The sequence below is a fragment of the Pleionea sp. CnH1-48 genome, assembly GCF_024124665.1.
Classification (GTDB): Bacteria; Pseudomonadota; Gammaproteobacteria; order Enterobacterales; family Kangiellaceae; genus JAMXSB01.
Window position 1 is genome coordinate 53,201 of the sequence record NZ_JAMXSB010000019.1, and the last position, 19,649, is coordinate 72,849.

The 19,649-nt window shown below is 43.9% G+C and carries 14 protein-coding genes; 8 read left to right on the forward strand and 6 right to left on the reverse strand.

What is annotated here, in order from left to right; genetic code table 11:
• Positions 1-193: 193 nt before the first annotated feature.
• From NH399_RS23815 to NH399_RS23830, 4 genes are all read right to left on the reverse strand, one after another.
• Positions 194-1,522, reverse strand: coding sequence for a DEAD/DEAH box helicase (locus NH399_RS23815; RefSeq protein WP_253043827.1), 1,329 nt, complete (start codon positions 1,520-1,522; stop codon positions 194-196).
• Between the two features lie 184 nt (positions 1,523-1,706).
• Positions 1,707-2,057 (reverse strand): iron-sulfur cluster insertion protein ErpA, encoded by a 351-nt coding sequence (gene erpA, locus NH399_RS23820; protein WP_253043829.1) that lies wholly within the window; start codon positions 2,055-2,057, stop codon positions 1,707-1,709.
• 63 nt (positions 2,058-2,120) lie between these two features.
• Entirely contained in the window at positions 2,121-2,624 is a 504-nt protein-coding gene (locus NH399_RS23825; protein WP_253043831.1) for a polymer-forming cytoskeletal protein, read from the reverse strand.
• Positions 2,625-2,636: 12 nt separating this feature from the next.
• The gene (locus NH399_RS23830; RefSeq protein ID WP_253043833.1) at positions 2,637-3,338 is read right to left on the reverse strand and encodes a DUF6776 family protein; all 702 of its coding nucleotides are present in this window, start codon (positions 3,336-3,338) and stop codon (positions 2,637-2,639) included.
• A 335-nt stretch (positions 3,339-3,673) separates the two neighbouring features.
• On the opposite strand from NH399_RS23830, the gene NH399_RS23835 reads away from it, so the two are divergent.
• The 7 genes from NH399_RS23835 to NH399_RS23865 all read left to right on the forward strand — a co-directional run bounded on the left by NH399_RS23835 (position 3,674) and on the right by NH399_RS23865 (position 12,407).
• On the forward strand, positions 3,674-5,410 hold the full coding sequence (locus NH399_RS23835; protein ID WP_253043835.1) for a chloride channel protein: 1,737 nt from the start codon (positions 3,674-3,676) through the stop codon (positions 5,408-5,410).
• A gap of 146 nt (positions 5,411-5,556) precedes the next feature.
• Entirely contained in the window at positions 5,557-5,979 is a 423-nt protein-coding gene (gene hemJ, locus NH399_RS23840) for a protoporphyrinogen oxidase HemJ (RefSeq protein WP_253043836.1), read from the forward strand.
• Positions 5,980-6,098: 119 nt separating this feature from the next.
• The gene (locus tag NH399_RS23845) at positions 6,099-7,121 is read left to right on the forward strand and encodes an aspartate carbamoyltransferase (RefSeq protein ID WP_253043837.1); all 1,023 of its coding nucleotides are present in this window, start codon (positions 6,099-6,101) and stop codon (positions 7,119-7,121) included.
• A 15-nt stretch (positions 7,122-7,136) separates the two neighbouring features.
• Positions 7,137-8,420 (forward strand): glutamate-1-semialdehyde 2,1-aminomutase, encoded by a 1,284-nt coding sequence (gene hemL / locus NH399_RS23850; protein ID WP_253043839.1) that lies wholly within the window; start codon positions 7,137-7,139, stop codon positions 8,418-8,420.
• 446 nt (positions 8,421-8,866) lie between these two features.
• Positions 8,867-9,994 carry a methyl-accepting chemotaxis protein gene (locus NH399_RS23855; protein WP_253043841.1) on the forward strand — a complete coding sequence of 376 codons (1,128 nt, stop codon included), beginning with the start codon at positions 8,867-8,869 and terminating at the stop codon, positions 9,992-9,994.
• Positions 9,995-10,160: 166 nt separating this feature from the next.
• A complete protein-coding gene (locus tag NH399_RS23860; protein ID WP_253043842.1) occupies positions 10,161-10,952 on the forward strand; it encodes an SDR family oxidoreductase in 792 nt (263 codons plus the stop codon).
• 12 nt (positions 10,953-10,964) lie between these two features.
• Positions 10,965-12,407 carry an aldehyde dehydrogenase gene (locus tag NH399_RS23865; RefSeq protein WP_253043843.1) on the forward strand — a complete coding sequence of 481 codons (1,443 nt, stop codon included), beginning with the start codon at positions 10,965-10,967 and terminating at the stop codon, positions 12,405-12,407.
• Here NH399_RS23865 and NH399_RS26040 read toward each other — a convergent pair.
• The gene (locus NH399_RS26040) at positions 12,397-16,341 is read right to left on the reverse strand and encodes an ATP-binding protein (RefSeq protein ID WP_253043844.1); all 3,945 of its coding nucleotides are present in this window, start codon (positions 16,339-16,341) and stop codon (positions 12,397-12,399) included. The genes NH399_RS23865 and NH399_RS26040 overlap by 11 nt on opposite strands.
• A gap of 671 nt (positions 16,342-17,012) precedes the next feature.
• Complete coding sequence (locus tag NH399_RS23875; RefSeq protein ID WP_253043846.1) at positions 17,013-18,908, reverse strand: DUF885 family protein; 1,896 nt, start codon at positions 18,906-18,908, stop codon at positions 17,013-17,015.
• Between the two features lie 246 nt (positions 18,909-19,154).
• Between NH399_RS23875 and NH399_RS23880 the strand changes: the two genes are divergently transcribed.
• A complete protein-coding gene (locus NH399_RS23880; RefSeq protein ID WP_253043847.1) occupies positions 19,155-19,637 on the forward strand; it encodes a YajQ family cyclic di-GMP-binding protein in 483 nt (160 codons plus the stop codon).
• Positions 19,638-19,649: the final 12 nt, after the last annotated feature.

The following is a 19,649-nucleotide window of genomic DNA, read 5'->3' on the forward strand; positions in this document are numbered from 1 at the left end:
CTGATTAAGTAAATTCCATTTTACTTTTAAGCCAAAAAATACTAACCAAGATAATAGGCTTAGAATTTTTATAAAGATAAGGAAGAGTGCTTTTTACTGAAAGAAAAATTCTATAGATAACTTTATTAATTTTAAAAGCAGCCTACTTAAAAAAATAACAAATAGAGCAAGCTGCTACACTTTAAACAGAATATTATTGACTGCGACGTTTTGTTGTTGGCTTTTTCTTTTTTGTGATAAAGCCAGGCTTTTTTCGACTGGCCTTGCCACGGGTTCGATCTTTTGGTGCAGCCGTTTGATTTTTTTCGTCGCGTTCTTTAGCTTTTGCTAATTTCTTTTTATGTGGCTTTTTCTTTTTTTGAGCTTTCAGTCGTGTTTCAGGAACAGTGTGCTCAGGAATAAAATCATCAATAAATTTGCGAGAAATTTTTTGTCGAATTAAATTCTCAATATCCGATAGCGAATCTACTTCATCTGCAGACACTAATGAGATAGCGTGCCCACGACTTCCTGCTCGCCCTGTACGTCCAATTCGATGCACATAGTCTTCTGCTACATTTGGCAAATCAAAATTAACCACTTGAGGCAACTGATCAATATCCAGTCCTCGAGCAGCAATGTCTGTTGCCACTAGTGCTCGCAATTTACCCTCTTTAAATTCTTTAAGTACTCGCGTTCGAGTTCCCTGGCTTTTGTCTCCATGAATGGCAGCCGCCTGAACACCATTTTTTTCGAGATCATAAGCCAGCTTGTTCGCTCCCCTTTTTGTACGAACAAAGACTAACACTTGTTCCCAGTTATGATGACCAATCAAGTAGCTAAGTAGTGCCGCTTTGCGTTTTTTATCAACTGGGTGCAGCCACTGTTTGACTGTTTGCGCCGTCGCATTACGTGGGCTTACCTCAATCGAAACTGGCTCTTTTAATAGCCCCTTGGCCAAGGTTCGAATATCATCCGAAAAAGTTGCCGAAAACAACAAGCTCTGTCTCGTTTTGGGTAACAACGCGAGTATTTTTTTAATATCAGGCAGAAAGCCCATATCCAACATACGATCAGCTTCATCAAGAATTAAAAATTCTAGTTGAGAAAACTTAATGGCATTCTGCTGGAATAAATCCATAAGTCGGCCAGGAGTTGCCACTAAAACATCAACGCCTTTGCGCAACCGTAACATTTGTGGATTAATTTTGACGCCACCAAAAACCACCTGCGAACGGATCGGCATATTAGCCGAATAAGTTTTTACGCTCTCGCCAACCTGTGCCGCAAGCTCGCGGGTCGGTGTTAAGATCAGGGCTCGCACATGATTTGACCGCGCTTTGTCACCTTCGCTCAGCTTCTGTAACACTGGCAGAGTAAATCCAGCAGTTTTGCCAGTCCCAGTTTGTGCTGCAGCCATCACATCCTTACCAGCTAATATGGCAGGGATAGCTTCTTGCTGAATAGGCGAAGGCTTATCATATCCTTGCTCAGATATGGCTTGTAGCAATGGATCAATAAGCTTAAGGGAAGCAAAGGTCATAGAGTTTACTCAATAGGGGTTGGTCAAAAGGCTGTGAGGTCACCGCCTAGCAGACAATGGAATCAAGATTAGTTCAAATCATCAAATTAGGATATACCCATCGTCTTTCGGAATGCTTGCAGTCTTAGCAAAATTCGAAATACTTTGGGTATCGCTGAATCAGCACTCAACCTCTTGCCGGAGGTTAAATAGAAAAAGAGGCTCCACAACCACAAGTACTGGTTGCATTGGGGTTGTTCAATACAAAGCGAGCACCTTCTAATCCTTCAAGGTAGTCAACGGTAGATCCCATCAAATATTGAATGCTGAGAGGATCAACCAGCAAAGTAACGCCCTGTTTTTCGATACGAGTGTCTTCGTCGGTGCTGGTTTCATCAAAACGAAAACCATACTGAAACCCTGAGCATCCGCCACCGGTCACGTAAACGCGTAAACACAGATCTGCGTTATCTTCATCTTCCAGAAGTTCTTTGACCTTAGCGCAAGCGGCATCGGTAACCGCGAGTAAGGAGGGTGTTTCGTTTTCAACTGACATCTAGTAACTACTCAATATTCGTAAAACAAGGCTTTGATCCGGCTATTATCTCAGCGAACTGACTCACGAATCAACTACAGATTCTTTGGCTTTTCCCTTCACCACAGACGAATCGCCCACTTGCGGCTCTTTCTTTTCGCCTGCAGGAGCTTCCGCCTCAGCATTTCCGTCGTGATTCAATAGCTTAGGTTTGTCTTCACGGTGCAACATCTGGCCGTTAACTTCAGCGCCCATGGCCATTTCAATCAGCTTGTAATAAACATTGCCATCGATATGTGCCGTACTTTGCAGCTCAATATGCTCTGATGCATGAACATCGCCCGTCACTTTACCCAAAACCACCACGTGTGGCACCTCAACCTGCCCTTCAATCACGCCGTGCTTACCAATTGTCAGTAATGACATTTCCAGCTCATCGGCACGGACATCTCCTTTGACATGTCCATCGATATACAGCACACCCTTAAACTGAATATCACCCGTGATATGTGTGTCCTGAGTGATCAAGGTGTCGGCAGCACCAGCTTTAGAACGAACTTTTACTTTTTTATCTTTCTTGCCCCACATTGTTGGTGCCTCCTAAACAGACCAGGGAAATGCTTTTTTAATAGTTTGTGATTTGCGACCCGAAGTGGTCGCATTTACGATGACTTGCGTCGGCTTAAACCCTTCCGGCAACGAAAATTGCCCCTTTATATGCTGAAAGTATTTAAACTGAAACTTCATGTCTTTTTCGGTTAACGAACTCAGCTCTGTCATATTATGAACCGTATCCTTGCCATTGAGAGAGCCCTCAATGGCGATAGTCACACGACCTTGCAAAAAGCTCTTATGACTTTTCACCTGAGTCAGAGCCAGCTGAAACCGATATCGGCCATTGGTTACCAAAGGCTCAAGTATAAAATCGTTGACGTGCAACCCCTTAACATCCAGCTCAGGGGCCATGATCCCTCGATAAAACGACAGCTCTTTTTCAAGATTATCAATATTCTGTTGTAAGCCCGTGATGGTCTCCATAATCTCTTCACTGGCTTGCGCATCAACCTGAGCTGAGCGATCAAGCATCACAACCTTTTGTTGCGCTTCTTTTAACTGCAGATCCAGGTCATCGACCTGTGCATTCAGTATATCTCGCTCATTCATCAATTGTGTTCTTTCTTGTTGGCTATCTAGCCTTCCCAGAAAAAACATGACGGTTAACGCAATCAAAAACACCAGAGACCAGGCAATATACCATCCAGCTCCACGCCTCTGCGTTATGATCAATTCACCTTGTGTCATAAAATTTCATTTATCCGCGTTGTTTGATTATTATTTATAGAAGACCGTCATTTACGTTGAGCAAAAATCCAAGTTATTTGATTTTTATAACAAATCTAGCGCTTGAATACTTTCAAACTTAAAGTTTTTGCAACGAAATGCTCAAATGTCCGCTATGTTATGACTGTATACTAGAGCAAAGCTAAAACATTGCCGATCTTTGATATACTTTTAACGGTCACAACTGTTATCAGGTGGTCACTATAAAAAAAACCACGATAACTCGACAAGCAAAACTCTTGTAAGGCATTAAATTCAAGCCCTATGAACAATAAAAAAGTATAAATTTCAGCCTTATGTCAATTATTGACCGCATACGACTCAGAATTAGCCGCTCCGACGGCCTGTTATTATTGGCCATCGTTGGTTTGTGCAGCGGCGTACTAGCAGGCGCCTCTAATATCTTATTTCGTCTTTTTACCGAGAGCGGTATTGTACTTTGGCATCCTAAGTCCGATGCTGGTGACTTTGAAGGACTGCCCTGGCACATTCGCCTTATCATGCCCATTATCGGCGGCCTTATTGTTGGTCTCTTCTTACAAAAACTCAGTAAACATCGCCGCGCAGTAGGCGTTGGCCACGTACTTGACCGTTTATCTTTCCACCAGGGATATTTGCCCTGGAAAAACGCCATCGTCCAATTTTGCCTTGGAGGCCTGACTCTGGCTTCAGGCATGTCGGTAGGTAGAGAGGGTCCTGGCGTTCATCTGGGTGCTGCTAGCGGAAGCTGGTTAGGACAACGACTGAAACTGCCCAACAACAGCATCCGAATTCTTGTCGCCTGTGGTTGCGCCGCAGCCATTTCGGCCAGCTTCAATACACCTTTGGCCGGCGTTATCTTTGCCATGGAAGTCATCATGATGGAATACACCATCGCCAGCTTTATTCCAGTGATCCTGGCTTCGGTATCGGGTGCCATGCTGTCGCGAATGGTGTTTGGACATAACGTCGCTTTTATTGTTCCCAACTTAGAGCTGACATCACTCTGGGAAATGCCCTTCTTTTTATTGATGGGAATCGTCATTGGTTGTCTGGCCGCCCTGTTTATTCATCTGACGACACGGGTAGCCCAAAAAACCGCCAACTGGGAAGTCTGGATAAAGTGTACCTTGTCAGGAATCATTGTGGGTTTGATTGCTATCGGTATACCGCAAGTCATGGGCATCGGCTACGACTCTGTTAACGCCACCCTGCAAGGCAGCTACGGCTTTGTCATTATCGCTTTATGTCTGGTGGGCAAATTTATCGCGACTGTCTGCTGCTCTGGCATGTCGATGCCAGGGGGGGTTATTGGCCCAACGTTCTTTATCGGCGCGATGACCGGAGCGCTGGCAGGCATTATCGGTAACTGGCTGTTCCCTGAATATGCGTCTATTTATCCCTTCTATGCCATGATCGGTATGGCCACCATGATGAGTGCCTCACTGCAAGCACCATTGGCGGCACTGATGGCACTGCTGGAATTGACAGGAAACCCAGGCATCATTTTGCCAGGTATGCTCTCGGTGGTTATCGCAAACCTGATGGTGAGCCAGGTATTTAAACAAAAGTCGATCTTTTTAACGTTAATGACTGCCCGTGGAAAAGAACTCAAGATCAGTCCATTAACCCAGTTTTTGCGTCGTGTTGGTGTCGCTGGTGTGATGGAGCGGTCTATCGCCGTTCACGATCGTCAGACCAGCATAGCCGAGGCCGAAAAACTGCTGGAAGAAACACCTCGCTGGGTACTCATTCGCGAAGACAATGTCCCCATTGCACTGATGTCAGCCAATGAGCTGGCCATGTACCTGGTAGAGCTCAAAGAGTCCGAAGAGGAAGTGCCCAAACAACTCGACCTGCTGAAAATACCCGCTAATCGTCAAGAGCTCAGCTCGGTCTATTTGCAAGCCACGCTGGAAGAAGCACTGGATACCATGGACCAGAAACAGGTAGACGCGGTTTATGTTTATCGTACAACCGCACCTTTGACCGAAAAGATCTATGGCTTGCTGACACGAGAGTCCATTGTTTCTCATTACAGCTACCGAAAATAATATGAAGCCCCTTATATCCAGAGCATCTCAAAATGGGTGCAGCCAATACCGCTGCACTTTGAAAAGCGGCGGATTATAGAGGTTTTCATTTGCTTCGATATAAGCTAACGTGACGAGAATCTTTGGTTTAAGAGTCTGAAAACACTATGTACTTTTGGGTAAAAGCCTTCCATCTTATTTTTGTTGTTAGCTGGTTTGCAGGGCTATTTTATCTGCCACGACTGTTCATTAATATCACTCTGTCCGATGAGCCAGCGGTGAAAGATCAGCTCAATATTATGAGCCGAAAACTGTATCGGTTTGTCACCCCCTTTATGTTCCTTACGATCATTTTTGGTGTCTGGATGGTTTGGCTTAATCCACAAGGCTATATGGCGTCTGGATGGTTTCACGTCAAAATGACTCTGGTTTTGCTGGTGGTGATCTATCACTTTATTTGCGGTCACTATCGTAAGCAACTTGAGCAGCATACTTGCCAGAAATCCTCGCTTTTTTTTCGTATATTCAACGAAGTATTAGTGCTGTTATTGTTCGCCATCATCATATTGGCGGTAGTGAAGCCTTTCTAATGATCTAGCCACCGGCAGCAGGTGTCTTAAGCACACCTGCTTTTACTCTCTACTCAACCGAGACAACAAGAGCCAAAATCATTACAATAGCCGCAGTTTTAGCTAACAAGGTGTCTCTCGTGAATCTCGCAGGCCAACACGTTCTTTCCGTCAAAGACTTTTCGCTGGATTTAATCAATCATCTTTTTAATATCGCCGAGCAAATGCGTCCTTATGCGCGCCGAGAAAAAATCACCCGCGTACTCGAGGGTGCCATATTGGGCAATATGTTTTTCGAACCAAGCACACGAACCCGTGTCAGCTTTGGTTGTGCCTTCAATCTGTTAGGTGGCGAAGTACGAGAAACAACGGGGATGTCTAACTCAGCTTTGGCCAAAGGCGAGTCTTTGTATGACACCGCAAGAGTACTATCCGGTTATAGCGACATCATCGCTATGCGCCACCCAGAAGCAGGCTCTGTTGCCGCATTTTCTGAAGGCAGCCGTGTTCCGGTGATTAACGGCGGCGATGGGCCCAACGAACATCCCACGCAGGCGCTACTGGATTTATTCACTATCCAGCAAGAACTGGCCTCTCAATCACTCAGTATTGATCAGCTACACCTAACCTTAATGGGTGACTTAAAGTTTGGACGAACCGTCCACTCACTGTGTCAGCTGTTGGCGTTATACAAAAACCTGACTATCAAACTCGTCTCGCCAGAAGCGCTGTCCATGCCTACCAAGTATGTGGATATACTGGAAAATGCCGGACACAAAGTCACTCAAACTCAAGATCTGGAAGCCGGTTTAAAAGATTCTCACATTGTCTATCAGACTCGTATTCAAGAAGAACGCTTTACCGATCAAGAAGAAGCCGATAGGTATCGCGGCAGCTTCCGTCTAAACAAACACATTTATACCGAATTTTGCCAACCTAACACGGTCATTATGCATCCATTACCCCGAGATTCTCGCAGTCAGGCCAACGAGCTAGACAACGACTTGAACCAGACCGAAGGCTTGGCTATTTTCCGCCAAACAGATAATGGTGTTCTGGTTCGCATGGCGCTGTTTGCGGCCATTCTTGGTGTCGATGGACAAATTAAAAACAGCGAAAGAAATGTTAACTGGTTTACCGGCCTTGCCAACCAACGCTCTTAATTTAAAGGATGTCTCATGAGTTTGTCTAAATCTCTCTATCAAAGCGCTGCGAATGTTATTCCAGGCGGTGTTAACTCCCCCGTCAGAGCATTTAATGGCGTTGGTGGAACGCCTCTGTTTATTGACAAAGCCGACGGCGCTTATGTTTACGATGTCGATGGCAAAGCCTATGTTGATTATGTGCTCTCCTGGGGCCCCATGTTACACGGCCATAATCACCCGGACATTCGCGAAGCAGTGATCACTGCGGCAGCCAATGGCCTGAGTTTTGGTACACCGACAGCGATTGAAGTCGAGATGGCCTCAGCCATGACTCAGTTCATTCCATCGATGGAACAGGTGCGCATGGTGAACAGTGGAACAGAAGCCACCATGTCGGCCATTCGTCTTGCCCGAGGTTTTACTGGCAAGCAGAAAATCATCAAGTTTGAAGGGTGTTATCATGGTCATGCAGACTGTCTGCTGGTAAAAGCGGGTAGCGGTGCACTTACGCTTGGAGAGCCAACTTCACCAGGTGTACCCGAAGACTTTGCTAAGCATACTCTTACGGCCACATTTAACGATATCGACAGCGTCAAAGCCTTGATGAGCGCCCATGCTGAAGATATTGCCGCGATTATCGTAGAACCCATTGCAGGTAATATGAACTGTATTCCTCCTGTTCCTGGCTTTTTGGAAGGATTACGTTCTTTGTGTGACGAGTACCGCTCGGTTCTTATCTTCGATGAGGTCATGTGTGGATTTCGAGTGGGTGCTGGCAGTGCTCAGCAGCTCTACAAGGTGACACCAGACCTGACAACACTCGGCAAAGTCATCGGCGGCGGCATGCCCGTTGGCGCTTTTGGTGGGCGCAAAGACATTATGCAACACTTAGCGCCTGCAGGTCCGGTTTATCAGGCAGGCACCTTGTCGGGTAATCCAGTGGCAATGAGCGCTGGCCTGGCATCATTGGAATTACTGCAAGAAGAAGGCTTCTATGAGCCGATTTACCAACATACCAACACTTTGGTGGAAGGCTTCCAACAAGCTGCACAAGAAGCTGGCGTTCCACTAACAACCAACCATGTTGGCAGTATGTTTGGTTTGTTCTTTAGTGAAGAATCTCACATCACAGGTTACCAGCAAGTTGCTAACTGCAACATTGAACGTTTTCAGCAGTTCTTCCACGGCATGTTAGATCATGGTGTGTATCTGGCGCCTTCGGCTTTTGAAGCAGGATTTACTTCGAGTGCGCACAATGATTCGACACTCAATAAAACGCTTGATGCGGCACGTAGTGTCTTCAAATCTCTTAAATAAATATCAGAACACAATCCACGGCGACCATGGAGTCGCCGTCTTCTCTCCCTAGAGCTGGCATTCCACCTCACTCATCTTTTTGCCTTCAATAACAATATTTTGAAAATAAATACTAAAAAAGTGACATTAAGATCATAAGAATTTCATCAAAGATTCAAATAATAGGAAGCACCCACTTCTATCAAAACCGTTATTAAATCTAACTTCTTTGTTGTTAATTTTATTTTTTTGCTCAAGAGTCACGTATTACAAGTAATTTGAAAAAACAGGGGCTTTTGACTATATCTAGATACAGACCAATGATAACAAACTGATCCACACGGGCTTTTTCGATTGTGACAAACACTATACGGCATTATCTTTTACTGAGCTTTATCGTAATCAACAATCTGCTCCTAATTTTATACATCACCAGCAAGGTAGAGTCCGTTTCTTGGATACTTATCATGGGTGCGCTGGTGTTGGCGGGCGCAGCGATTGGTTTAGCGGTATTGACCTTTCAACGCCGCAAAGACTATTGTCGCAAAAATATCGAGGTACTGGATCTTTTGGCCTCCAAAGAGTCCAACTTAAATGTACGTGTAGAATTGTCTGACGAAAGTGACTTTAGAGAGCTTGATGAACATCTAAATAATACCTTCAACAATATGCAAAATCTGTTGATGGATACCAGCCAAATTGCCGAATTAGTTAACAAGAAAATAGCCGAAGCCGAACATAATATTGGTGCTCTCACCGGAAACACCCAAACCAGCTATCACTTAAGCAAACTGACCATTAAATCGGTCAAAGAAGTGTATGAAGTCAGTACCGAAATTGCCAGCCGCGCCGAATCAACCGCCGCCGCAGTTGCCGATGCAAGACAAGGCACCATTGATGGCAATCAACTGATGCATGGCACTTCTGATATCGCTCGTACGATGGGCACCCAAATGCAAACCCTCAAAGAAGACATGGGTGTATTTAATGATAAAAGCAGTTCAATGCTAAATGCGGTTGATGTGATCAAGACCATCAGTGATCAAACCAATCTACTGGCTCTTAACGCTGCCATCGAGGCCGCCCGCGCCGGAGAAGCTGGTCGAGGTTTTGCCGTGGTTGCCGATGAGGTACGACAGCTGGCTTCAAAAACTCAAATGTCCGCCGAAGAAATCACAGCAGTTCTCTCGGAGAACGTGACCCTTAACGAAAATCTGATGGCACAAATCGACTCGGCAGCAACAACGACGTTTAATATGCTTGATAGTCTCCAACAAACCCAGTCGTCCATGGAACACATTGCTCGCAATATAGAAACCATCAATGCTATGGCTACCAATATCGCCGAATCATCTCAGAAACAGTCTGACGCTACTCGCAATGTAAATACCATTGGTGAAACCATTGAGCGCTTATCAGGTGACACCAACGAGAAAATTCAGCAATTGCTGCAACACATGGAAGGCTTGATGATGTATTCACAAACACTGGATGAGCAGGTGAGCCAATTTAAAGCCGAAGAAGGACCGACCAGTGACGCAGAAAGCCTCGGTGCGGCCGATGACGACGACGAAGATACCGTCGAGTTATTTTAATAACTTCTGGTAAGGATACCACTCTGGATTTGTCACTCAGTTTCCGACAGAATAGCAGCCCTAAACACTTCATAACTCACCACTGACTGCCGGATTGGCAAGACCTGTCCCACAAAACACTCGCATCAGTTGGTGATCTATATAATGATAAAAAAGAGATAACTCCATGATGAATTTAGCACTCACAGGTAAACGCGCACTGGTTTGTGGCAGCAGTCAGGGTATTGGTCGAGCCATTGCCATTCAGTTAGCTAAACAAGGCGCTTCGGTCACTCTCTTCGCTCGTAACAAAGACAAGCTCACCAATGTTTTGGCCGAATTAGATAACTCTCAAGAACAACAACATCATGTATTGTGCGCTGATTTCAGCCAGCCAGAGCAAGTCTGCTCAGTCCTCGATGAGCATTTAACACAAGTGAGTGATTATCACATTCTTATTAACAACACCGGTGGACCAGCGCCAGGCCCAGCCAATCAGGCAGAAAGCGATGCCTTTGTGGCTGCTTTTAATCAGCATCTGATTAATAATCATAATATTGCTCAGCGCCTGTTGCCTTCGATGAAAGCCGCAAGCTTCGGTCGCATCGTTAATGTCATTTCGACTTCCGTAAAACAACCACTGCCTAATCTGGGTGTTTCTAATACTGTAAGAGGCGCTGTTGCAAACTGGGCCAAGACCATGGCAAACGAACTGGGTGAGTTTAATATTACGGTCAACAATGTACTGCCAGGAGCTACTAATACCGTTCGTCTTGAAGCCATCATTCAAAACAAAGCTAAGAAACTGGATAAATCCATCAGTGAAGTAGAAGTCATGGAAAAATCCATTATTCCGATGCGTCGTTTTGGTGAAGCAGAAGAATTTGCTAACGCTGTAGGCTTTTTGGCATCTCCTGCCGCCGCTTATATTACCGGTGTTAACTTACCCGTTGACGGTGGTCGAACGGCTTGTCTCTAACAGGAGTCGGTAATGGAAGCCTTATTAAATTATATTGACGGCGAACTCATCGCTCCGGCCAGTGGCGAATATCTGGATAATATTGAACCAGCGACAGGTGAAGTCTACTCCAAGATCCCACTGTCTTCCGAGCCGGATCTAGAACAGGCGGTTGCCGCTGCAGAAGCGGCTTTTCCTGCCTGGTCAGCAATGCCGCAGGAGCAACGCTCACGACTATTAATCAAACTCGCAGATGCAGTAGAAGCGGCCAGTGATCAATTAGCCATTGCAGAAGCTAGAGATAACGGTAAAGCCGTCACCTTTGCTAAAGCAGTTGATAGCTATCGAGCCTCCGCCAATATTCGTTTCTTCGCTAATGCTTGCACGCAGTTTTCTAGCGAAAGTCACGGCATGGGTGATGTGGGCGTTAATTATACCTTACGCGATCCAGTGGGTATTGTCGGCACCATATCTCCCTGGAACTTTCCACTTTATCTTTTTACCTGGAAAATAGCGCCCGCTCTGGCGGCAGGTAATGTAGTAATTGCAAAGCCGTCAGAGGTGACTCCGATGACAGCTTATTTGTTTTCACAAATCTGTCAGCAAGTGGGATTGCCTAAGGGTGTATTGAACATACTACATGGTGCTGGCGCGCAAATCGGTCAGGCTATTGTTGAACATCCTAGAATAAAAGCCATCAGTTTTACTGGTGGTACAGCAACCGGCAAAAAACTGGCAGCCACAGCAGCTCCTATGTTTAAGAAGTTATCACTGGAGCTTGGTGGGAAAAACCCGACGCTGGTTTTCGCAGACTGCGACTTTGAAACAACTGTCAAAGAAGTCGCTCGAGCAGCCTTTTCTAATCAGGGTCAAATCTGTTTGTGTGGTTCTCGAATTTATGTAGAACGTTCTATTTATGATCGCTTTAAAGAAGCCTTTGTTGCCGAAGTTGAGCGTATCAAAATCGGCGATCCTCTGGATGAGTCAACACAGCATGGCGCGCTGGTATCCGAAGCACACATGAATAAAGTGCTCTCTTATGTTCAGCTAGCTCTGGAAGAAGGTGGAACGCTACTCACAGGCGGAAAGCGTAGAATACTTGAGGGTCGCTGCGAGCAAGGCTACTTTGTCGAACCCACCGTCATCGAAGGGCTCAGCTTGCAATGTCGTACCAATCAGGAAGAAATTTTTGGCCCCGTATGTACATTGCAACCTTTTGATACTGATGAAGAAGCTGTAGCGCTTGCCAACGGCACTGACTATGGTTTGGCAACATCAGTGTGGAGCAGTAATGTGCAACGCTGTCACAAACTTTCTAAACAATTGCAGTTTGGTATTGTCTGGATCAACAGCTGGTTGTTGCGCGATCTTAGAACGCCTTTTGGCGGAGTCAAAGCTTCTGGTGTTGGCCGAGAGGGTGGCGAAGAAGCTTTACGCTTCTTCACCGAGCCCAAAAACGTCTGCATTAAGTACTAGCATCATAAGCCGATGGTGATACACCAAAGTGTGCTTTAAAACACTGTGAAAAATAGGTTGGCGATGCAAAGCCAACCTGTTCTGCCACATCAGCAATAGGGAGTTTTGTCACCAGCAGCTCCCGCGCTTTTTCTAAACGATAGATGCGGATAAACTCAACGGGTGTTAAACCGAGCACCGCTTTCATTTTTCGTTGCATCTGTCGCTCACTCATGGCCGCGGCCAGATATAACGACTTAGGGCTAAACTCTGTATCTTGGTAATTCTCGCTAACAATCGCTTTTATCCTCAAAACAAAAGCCTGCTCGGCTTCATCTTCTGAAGAATGAGCGGTGATTATGGAGCTTTTACTCTGCAACATTTCGTTGCTGACTCTTGATTGCAGCAGTTTTCTGATAGTTAAAATATTTTCTAGCCGAACAATAAGTTCTTCTTTATTAAAAGGTTTCGTCAGGTAGTCATCGGCCAGATAACGCAGTCCTTTTATCTTGGACTCAGAGTCATTAAGTGCCGTTAGTAATATCATAGGGATATGGCTGGTTGTTTCATTGCTCTTTAATTGCTGGCAAAATTCAAAGCCATCCATTTCTGGCATCATCACATCACTGATCACCAGATCAGGAATATACTCTCTAGCATAGGCAAGCCCTTCTGCACCGTCGTAGCAGCAGTGGCTACTAAAACGCTCATCCAATAACAACTGTATATAGCTGCACATATCTGCGTTGTCATCAACAATGAGCACATGGAACTCCGCCAATGGATTGTTTTTTGACTGGTTAAACTCAGCCGACAAATCAATCGTATCAACTTCTAGTTGAATAGCTTTAACATCAACAGTCTCTTGTCTTTGACGATCATTGTGCCGCTTCTCCAGCGGCAGACTGACAGTAAACTGGCTTCCTATGTCGATATCACTTTCAACCATAATACATCCCCCTTTTGCTTCAACAATTTCTTTTACCAGAGCCAAACCTAAACCCGTTCCTGATATTTTTTCCTGATAACTGTCAGTTGATCGACTAAAGCGTTCGAAGATACGTGACAGATCTTTTTGATGAATACCAAGTCCAGTGTCTTTTACCTCAAAACGCCAAGTATCTTTTTGAATGTAGGACGAAACATCAACACACCCACCTTTTCTATTGTACTTAATCGCGTTAGAAAGCAAGTTAACAACAACCCTCTCTAACTCTTCTGATGATAAAGGCACACACAACTCTTCTTCGCTGCAAGATAAAGAGAGTTCAATGCGTTTCGATTTGGCAATGTCTTCAAAAGGTTCAACGATAACCTTTACCAGTTGGTTTACATCTCCAACATACTGCTCCTCACTCGATAAAGGTTTTGAGAAGTCGAGAAGGTGCTCAACTAAACGAGTCAATCTTAAAGCACTGCGATTGATCATACTCAACTGTCGATTAAGATAGCTCTCTGGCTGACTTCGTCCTACTAAGTCGGCTACCGGACCTAAAATTAGCGTAAGCGGTGTCTTAAACTCATGAGTGACATTGGCAATAAAGGTTTCTTTCGTTTCTAATAGCTTCGAAATTTCTTTATTCTTCGATGCAATTTCCTCGGTTCTATCGACAACCATTTTTTCAAGAGTCATCGCTCGCACAGAGAGACTCTTCAGTCGTAAGCGAAATAGCATAATGACGGTCAGGATAACAACTACGAAAATGGCCAGCTTAAACCACCAGGTTTGCCAGAAAAAAGGTAAAACCTGAACATCAATACTGACCGTATTATCAGACCACACACCATCTCGGTTTGTTGATCGCACTTGCAGCTCATAATCACCGGGAGCAAGGTTGGTAAAATGTAGATTACGTTCTTCAAACGAAAAGGGCTGCCACTCTGATGAGAAGCCTTTTAAAAAATACTGATAGTGAATTGTGTAAGGATTTACATAGTCTAGTGCGATCACATGTGTCGAGAATCCGGTACGCTCTGGTTCCAGAGTCAGTCTAAACCGAGGTGACTCTCTGCCTATGTAGCCGCCTTCCAACAAATCATTTTTGCTGCCATCTTTTTTTATATTTCTAAAAATAATAGGAGGGCTGTATTGGCTAATGTTAGGTTCATGCTTATTAAAGAAGTAGACACCACTAATACCACAGAAGTAGACAGTTCCATATTGATTAGAATCACTACAACCCATCCAGAAGCCTGCGGTCTTCACAGATGATATTTTCTTTTTATTATCACCAAATGCCACATACATTGAGTTGATGTCGGTATACCAGATTTTGTCATCATCCACTTCGTATATGCCGGCCTCAAAGCCTTCACCGCCAGCGGTAATCTTTTCGTATTGCTGGATCTCAGGGAAGTATCGATACAAAGCATCAGAAAAAAACAGGATATTTCCTTTACCATCAGATTTAACCAGATTAACTAAAAAATTAACAGAGGTTTGATGAAATGAGTCGCAGACTGAGTCATACTGATAGAGTCCATTTTTATTACCAAGATAAAACTCATTTCTTTCTCGGTCATAATACATAGAAACCATTCCGCCATCCTTTAACAGCGGTAAACTTTGAGTATCGTAGTAGGTTACTTCCTCTGTTCTTTTATCAATAGCAATCAGATTTTCTTCTGCTTGCATCCATATATCAGTCGATGTTTCTTCGATGTCAAAAATACCTTCATTAATCGAAGAAACGGCCCCTTCTCCTAAACCTGATTTATCAATCACACCATAGTGATAAGGATTGACTAAAGTCAGCCCACGCAAACTGCCTATCAATACAGAGCCAGAATCAAGTTGTGCAATTTTCATAACATATCCAGGGGCCAGATTGTTTTTGCCATATTGCTCATTGGAGATATGCTTTAGCAGCTGATGATCTTTTCCATATATATAAACTCCGTTACTTGTTCCTACCCATAAATTATCATTGATGACTTTGACCGAAAATGCTTGAGATGTTGAGCCAGTATTGGAGCTAAAAGTCTCAATATGCCCAACGTGTGGTTCGTTTAAATCCAACCGACTTAAGCCTCCAGCAGTGCCTATCCAGACAACACCATCTTCTGTTTTATGCAATGATAAAATTCGATTACTGTACAAAGGAGAGTGCTGACTTGACACATCAATCATTCGTGTTTTAGTACTACCATCAACAGAACATAGAGTGAGGCCTTTTTCTGTTCCTACTATTAAAAATTTGTCGCCGAGTATGGATGCTTCGAGAGTCGCACTGGGCCTGCCGTTTACTCCACAAGTGAGATATTTATTTAACCCATAGGAACTCCCGAAAGAAGCTTCGCTGATTAGTAGGTGCCAATAAAAAGCCAGGCTTTCATTGTAGCTATGATATTTCTGCCGTTCGATATCATGACTTTTTTTGGAGTAGTTAAATACTCCTCGACACATAGCAAAGGAAATATCGTTTTGAGTCTCAAAAAACGCACGAATAACAGGGCGGCCACAGTGTTCTTGAGCATCTGTGATCTCAGGATTTAAATAGGCGAATTTTTCAACAATGTGCTTGCTAGTGTTGAAGCGATAGATATATTGTTCGTCCGCATCGAACCACAACATACCGTTATCATCCAGATGCATTTTCATTCGATACTGAGGAGGAAGAAACTCAAAGGAAATGAGCTTTTTCTTATGCGGATTCAATAGCTTAATACCAGCGTCGGTATTTAGCCAGAGCGTTCCCTGACTTCCTTTTTGAATACCACGGATAATCCGCTCACCGACGGCATTATCACTATCTTGAAACTGAATAAAGCGCTTTCCGTTGAAATACCAAAGCCCTAAATTTAGCCCGACCCAAAGAACGCCGTTTTCGTCTGAACCGATTGCTCTCACGTAGCCTCGACCAAAACTGTCGACCACTTTCTCAATACGGGCACTGGTTATACTGCTGTGTCCAATGGTATAGACCAAGCAGATTAGAATAATAATGCGAATCACTTACAACTTGCCTCATCAGTTTATCGAAACACTGCGAACTTCGTAATGACAAACTTATAGACTGGACTCTATGAGTATTGACCATAAAAAAGTGTCCGCCCACCTGTAACTAGACGCACACCAGATAGAAAAAGACGCACATAATGAACAAAAAGTATCCCGTCAACCATGGGACGGATCTTTGTCGCATCGAAAACAGGAACCTATGATTGCTCGATGAGCTCTCATCAATACACTAACGTTTGAACTCAATCGTTATTCCAATTTAGAACACAATAATGACTACGAGGGATATAGAAACAGGAAACTTATGGGCGGTAGGCGATACTACTTAGCCACATTAGGTAGACCTCTTTTGAGTGAAGCGAAACTCTATACACGCGACGAAACACCTTTTTATTAGAAGTTAGAATATTTGGTAAATAGAACAGGCCTAACTTAAGTAATTGAAATATAAATATTTAATTATTGTGATTCTTTATCTTAAGAATTCCTTCATAAAATTTCTAACAAAGCTCTTTTTTAAGATCACAGACAGGGCACATTAAAATCACGCTTTCTTGCGTGATCTGTCTATAAATCAACCACATTTAATAAGGAATATAGATAGGAAAAACTTGGTTCATGTCGCTCGACATGAACCAATAAATGAGCTCAGCTTATCAGAGTAATTACAACTGTGCCTTAATCCAACTATCCACTTTCTCTTCAAGTACTCGCATAGGCATCGCACCACCAAGCAGCACCAGATCGTGAAATTGACGGATATCGAACTTATCACCAAGCGCTTGCTTTGCCTGATTGCGCAGATCAACTATTTTTAACATGCCGAGTTTATAGCCCAGTGCCTGACCAGGCCAAGCCATATAGCGCTCAATTTCGGCCACCACATCAGAGCGCGCGGTTCCTGTTGTTTTCTCCATGTAGTCGATAGCTTCTTCTCGTGTCCACTTTTTGTAGTGAAGTCCTGTATCGACAACCAGGCGAACCGCTCGAAACAGTTCGGCTTTTAATCGCCCAAGATCACCGAATGGATCATCCTTGTACATCCCCATTTCCCAGGCTACCAGCTCAGAATAAAGTGCCCATCCTTCGACATAAGCATTATAAGGTGCAATGCGCCTTAATACTGGCAGACTATCTAACGACATATTCAATGCAATTTGCCAGTGATGCCCAGGATTGGCCTCGTGATAAGTTAAGGTTTTTAGATCGAATCTAGGGTTGGCTTTCATGTCTCGCAAATTAATCCAGTAGATACCTGGAACACTGCCATCTAACGTTGGTGGTGTGTAACGTCCACCAGCTTCACCGTCCTGTGTTGCAATTGGGATGCGACGAACTTCTACAGGATAAGGGGGTTTGGTAGCAAACAACTCCGGCATGCGTACATTAATTTCTTCAATCATGGTATTGAGATCTTTTAACAGCTGCGCACGTCCTTCGTCGGAATCTTCATACAAAAAACGCGGCTCTTCATTGAGTGCTGTCATACGTTCGCCAACAGTACCCTCTTTATAACCTTGAGCCAGTAAAATACGATCCATCTCTGCCGTGATTCGTTTTACTTCATCCAACCCAATTTGATGTATAGCTTCGGGTGATAGATTGGTATCGCCTAATTGCTTAACCGCATCACGATAAAAAGTTTCACCATTAGGTTGCGCCCATATCCCCGCTTCAGCTCTTCCTTGTGGCAATAGCTTGCGCATCGCTTCTGCCACCAGACGATAGCCTGGATAGACGGAATGTTCTACTTCGTGCTCAGCGAGCTTGATAAGCTTCTGCTTATCTTCAGCAGAGATACCCTCGACCTTGCTTAATTTTTCGACAAAGTTACTTACAAGTCCATGCTCACTCACCTTGGTTTTGGTAAATCCGTCAAGAAAGTGTAATGCCTTTTCGATAAGCACTTTTGGCGGCAACCAGTTTTGTTTGGCATCAGCCATCAACTTGGCTCGAATGCTTTCCATGAGTTGCTTAAAACCATGCAAGCGTTGAATGTAGTCTTCTGCATCTTGCAGATTGTGAATCACGTGACTGTTCTGCATGAAGTTAGGAATATCAATCGTTGGGCCATTAATTTGGTTCACAATAAAAGGCGAATGCCCCATCCAACCATCAATGTAACCTACGTCAAAGCCCGGTGCCCCAGAGTAATAACGAGCTAGATTAGCCATCACACGAACATTATCTGCAAGTTCGGTGTCAACATTTTGCAAAGCCACGTGTTTTAACTTTTGTTCATAACCCTGTAGAGCGGCGCGAAACTGTTGTTCTTTTTCTGGCGTATAGTCTTCTAAACGATGACTGAACTTTCCACCAGCATCTTCGGCAGACAAACCAAATAGCGTTGCGGTCAAACTTCGATCGCCAAAAAAAGCATGCGTCGTTTGCTTAAATAATTGCTCAATATGTTGAGTTGATGACGAGTCTTTATTCTCTACAGCATTCTCTGCCGTTTTATCTACTACAGGTTTAGTGGTACCTGACTCAGGCGTTGATGGTTCACAAGCCGTCAACATTAGACTGGCTAAACCAACCCCCACCATATAATGCTTTTTCATTACCCAAGCCCTCAGAATTTGAATGGTCGCAAAATTTAACATCCTAGTCTGTCATAATGAGATAAATAAATCGATATGACGAATTTCCGGTTTCACCAAAGATAATCTCATTAACGAGATTCATATCCACCCAAATCCTCTGGATGCCTGTTCAATCCAGCTATTGCTCGACTCCTCTGACAAGCACTTGCAACTGAAAATAATTGCTTTATCCTTGTGTCTAGTCCTAATAACTAGAGAAAAACCATGCCTTCTTTTGATTTAGTGTCAGAAATTGAGTTGAGTGAAGTTCGTAATGCTGTTGAAAATGCAAACCGAGAACTGGACACCCGATTTGACTTTAGAGGGATAGAAGCCAGCTTTGAGTTCAACAAAGACAGTGTCAAACTAAAAGCAGAAGCCGAATTTCAATTGAAACAAATGTTGGACATTTTGCGTTCAAACTGTGTGAAGCGAAAACTAGATCCACGTTGCCTGGATACTTCAGAAATCGACCATACGGGTAAAACCTTTAGTCGTAACGTAACTTTTAAACAAGGCATTGATAAAGACACCGCAAAGAAAATTGTTAAGATGATAAAAGAATCTAAATTAAAGGTCCAAGCGGCCATTCAAGGTGAGCAAGTTCGAGTAACTGGAAAAAAGCGTGATGATCTGCAAGCTGTCATGGCATTAGTAAGAGATTCGGATCTTGATCAGCCATTTCAGTTTAATAATTTTAGAGACTAAATTAAAAGTTCA

Excerpts from the sequence above, each read along its gene's own strand:
- NH399_RS23815 (WP_253043827.1), bottom strand. The coding sequence starts at position 1,522 with ATGACCTTTGCTTCCCTTAAGCTTATTGATCCATTGCTACAAGCCATA.
- erpA (WP_253043829.1), bottom strand. The coding sequence starts at position 2,057 with ATGTCAGTTGAAAACGAAACACCCTCCTTACTCGCGGTTACCGATGCC.
- NH399_RS23825 (WP_253043831.1), bottom strand. The coding sequence starts at position 2,624 with ATGTGGGGCAAGAAAGATAAAAAAGTAAAAGTTCGTTCTAAAGCTGGT.
- NH399_RS23830 (WP_253043833.1), bottom strand. The coding sequence starts at position 3,338 with ATGACACAAGGTGAATTGATCATAACGCAGAGGCGTGGAGCTGGATGG.
- NH399_RS23835 (WP_253043835.1), top strand. The coding sequence starts at position 3,674 with ATGTCAATTATTGACCGCATACGACTCAGAATTAGCCGCTCCGACGGC.
- hemJ (WP_253043836.1), top strand. The coding sequence starts at position 5,557 with ATGTACTTTTGGGTAAAAGCCTTCCATCTTATTTTTGTTGTTAGCTGG.
- hemL (WP_253043839.1), top strand. The coding sequence starts at position 7,137 with ATGAGTTTGTCTAAATCTCTCTATCAAAGCGCTGCGAATGTTATTCCA.
- NH399_RS23855 (WP_253043841.1), top strand. The coding sequence starts at position 8,867 with ATGGGTGCGCTGGTGTTGGCGGGCGCAGCGATTGGTTTAGCGGTATTG.
- NH399_RS23860 (WP_253043842.1), top strand. The coding sequence starts at position 10,161 with ATGATGAATTTAGCACTCACAGGTAAACGCGCACTGGTTTGTGGCAGC.
- NH399_RS23865 (WP_253043843.1), top strand. The coding sequence starts at position 10,965 with ATGGAAGCCTTATTAAATTATATTGACGGCGAACTCATCGCTCCGGCC.
- NH399_RS23875 (WP_253043846.1), bottom strand. The coding sequence starts at position 18,908 with ATGAAAAAGCATTATATGGTGGGGGTTGGTTTAGCCAGTCTAATGTTG.
- NH399_RS23880 (WP_253043847.1), top strand. The coding sequence starts at position 19,155 with ATGCCTTCTTTTGATTTAGTGTCAGAAATTGAGTTGAGTGAAGTTCGT.